The sequence below is a fragment of the Actinacidiphila sp. bgisy167 genome, from assembly GCF_965342175.1.
Lineage (GTDB): Bacteria > Actinomycetota > Actinomycetes > Streptomycetales > Streptomycetaceae > Actinacidiphila.
Genome location: NZ_CBDRBL010000172.1, coordinates 1 through 3,248, shown reverse-complemented (window position 1 = coordinate 3,248; position 3,248 = coordinate 1). Strand labels below are relative to the sequence as shown.

General features: G+C 58.5%; 2 rRNA genes. Both read left to right on the top strand.

What is annotated here, in order from left to right:
- Positions 1–162 precede the first annotated feature (162 nt).
- Positions 163–1,681 (top strand): 16S ribosomal RNA (locus tag ACRWND_RS30485).
- 296 nt (positions 1,682–1,977) lie between these two features.
- A 23S ribosomal RNA gene (locus tag ACRWND_RS30480) occupies positions 1,978–3,248 on the top strand; the annotation flags it as partial.

Here is a 3,248-nt window from a genome sequence, read left to right as displayed (position 1 = left end):
TCCGTTCCTTGAGAACTCAACAGCGTGCCAAAAGTCAACGCCAGATATGTTGATACCCCGTCCATCCGTTCGGATGGTCGAGGTTCCTTTGAAGAAAAACACAGCGAGGACGCTGGGCACGTCGGGATTATTCCTCCCGATGGTGCCGCTCTCGTGAAGACATTCACGGAGAGTTTGATCCTGGCTCAGGACGAACGCTGGCGGCGTGCTTAACACATGCAAGTCGAACGGTGAAGCCCTTCGGGGTGGATCAGTGGCGAACGGGTGAGTAACACGTGGGCAATCTGCCCTGCACTCTGGGACAAGCCCTGGAAACGGGGTCTAATACCGGATATGACCTTCCTCTGCATGGGGGTTGGTGGAAAGCTCCGGCGGTGCAGGATGAGCCCGCGGCCTATCAGCTTGTTGGTGGGGTAATGGCCTACCAAGGCGACGACGGGTAGCCGGCCTGAGAGGGCGACCGGCCACACTGGGACTGAGACACGGCCCAGACTCCTACGGGAGGCAGCAGTGGGGAATATTGCACAATGGGCGAAAGCCTGATGCAGCGACGCCGCGTGAGGGATGACGGCCTTCGGGTTGTAAACCTCTTTCAGCAGGGAAGAAGCGAGAGTGACGGTACCTGCAGAAGAAGCACCGGCTAACTACGTGCCAGCAGCCGCGGTAATACGTAGGGTGCGAGCGTTGTCCGGAATTATTGGGCGTAAAGAGCTCGTAGGCGGCTTGTCGCGTCGGTTGTGAAAGCCCGGGGCTTAACCCCGGGTCTGCAGTCGATACGGGCAGGCTAGAGTTCGGTAGGGGAGATCGGAATTCCTGGTGTAGCGGTGAAATGCGCAGATATCAGGAGGAACACCGGTGGCGAAGGCGGATCTCTGGGCCGATACTGACGCTGAGGAGCGAAAGCGTGGGGAGCGAACAGGATTAGATACCCTGGTAGTCCACGCCGTAAACGTTGGGAACTAGGTGTGGGTCACATTCCACGTGGTCCGTGCCGCAGCTAACGCATTAAGTTCCCCGCCTGGGGAGTACGGCCGCAAGGCTAAAACTCAAAGGAATTGACGGGGGCCCGCACAAGCGGCGGAGCATGTGGCTTAATTCGACGCAACGCGAAGAACCTTACCAAGGCTTGACATACACCGGAAACACCCAGAGATGGGTGCCCCCTTGTGGTCGGTGTACAGGTGGTGCATGGCTGTCGTCAGCTCGTGTCGTGAGATGTTGGGTTAAGTCCCGCAACGAGCGCAACCCCTGTCCTGTGTTGCCAGCGGATTATGCCGGGGACTCACAGGAGACCGCCGGGGTCAACTCGGAGGAAGGTGGGGACGACGTCAAGTCATCATGCCCCTTATGTCTTGGGCTGCACACGTGCTACAATGGCCGGTACAATGAGCTGCGATACCGTGAGGTGGAGCGAATCTCAAAAAGCCGGTCTCAGTTCGGATTGGGGTCTGCAACTCGACCCCATGAAGTCGGAGTCGCTAGTAATCGCAGATCAGCAGTGCTGCGGTGAATACGTTCCCGGGCCTTGTACACACCGCCCGTCACGTCACGAAAGTCGGTAACACCCGAAGCCGGTGGCCCAACCCCTTGTGGGAGGGAGTCGTCGAAGGTGGGACTGGCGATTGGGACGAAGTCGTAACAAGGTAGCCGTACCGGAAGGTGCGGCTGGATCACCTCCTTTCTAAGGAGCTTCTTGGCCTCTTCGGGGGTCCAGAGCCACTACGCCGGCGAGTGTTCGGCGGTGGTTTGCTCATGGGTGGAACGTTGACTATTCGGCACGGTCTTGTAGGGGATCGCTAGTACTGCTTCGGCGTGGAACGTGGACTTCTCGGGACTGTGTCGGGCGCGCTGTTGGGTCCTGAGGGCATGGAAGTGTTCTCGGTTGTGGACCGGGCTCATCGAAGCTTCGCGGTTGCGGGGTGGGTGTTGGGTGACGGGTCGTTGTTTGAGAACTGCATAGTGGACGCGAGCATCTGTGGCCAAGTTTTTAAGGGCGCACGGTGGATGCCTTGGCACCAGGAACCGATGAAGGACGTGGGAGGCCGCGATAGGCCCCGGGGAGCTGTCAACCGAGCTTTGATCCGGGGGTGTCCGAATGGGGAAACCCGGCAGTCGTCATGGGCTGTCACCCGCTGCTGAACACATAGGCAGTGTGGAGGGAACGCGGGGAAGTGAAACATCTCAGTACCCGCAGGAAGAGAAAACAACCGTGATTCCGGGAGTAGTGGCGAGCGAAACCGGATGAGGCCAAACCGTATGCGTGTGATACCCGGCAGGGGTTGCGCATGTGGGGTTGTGGGATTGTACTTCAGTCGTCTGCCGGCGGCTGGGCGAGTCAGAAACCGTTGATGTAGGCGAAGGACATGCGAAAGGTCCGGCGTAGAGGGTAAGACCCCCGTAGCTGAAACATTAGCGGCTTGCTTGTGCGATTCCCAAGTAGCACGGGGCCCGAGAAATCCCGTGTGAATCTGGCGGGACCACCCGCTAAGCCTAAATATTCCCTGGTGACCGATAGCGGATAGTACCGTGAGGGAATGGTGAAAAGTACCGCGGGAGCGGAGTGAAATAGTACCTGAAACCGTGTGCCTACAAGCCGTGGGAGCGTCGCATGCAGGCTTGCCTGTGTGTCGTGACTGCGTGCCTTTTGAAGAATGAGCCTGCGAGTTTGCGGTGTGTGGCGAGGTTAACCCGTGTGGGGTAGCCGTAGCGAAAGCGAGTCCGAATAGGGCGATTTTAGTCGCGCGCCCAAGACCCGAAGCGGAGTGATCTAGCCATGGGCAGGTTGAAGCGTGGGTAAGACCGCGTGGAGGACCGAACCCACCAGGGTTGAAAACCTGGGGGATGACCTGTGGTTAGGGGTGAAAGGCCAATCAAACTCCGTGATAGCTGGTTCTCCCCGAAATGCATTTAGGTGCAGCGTCGTGTGTTTCTTGCCGGAGGTAGAGCACTGGATAGGCGATGGGCCCTACCGGGTTACTGACCTTAGCCAAACTCCGAATGCCGGTAAGTGAGAGCGCGGCAGTGAGACTGCGGGGGATAAGCTCCGTGGTCGAGAGGGAAACAGCCCAGAGCATCGACTAAGGCCCCTAAGCGTACGCTAAGTGGGAAAGGATGTGGAGTCGCAGAGACAACCAGGAGGTTGGCTTAGAAGCAGCCACCCTTGAAAGAGTGCGTAATAGCTCACTGGTCAAGTGATTCCGCGCCGACAATGTAGCGGGGCTCAAGCGTACCGCCGAAGTCGTGTCATT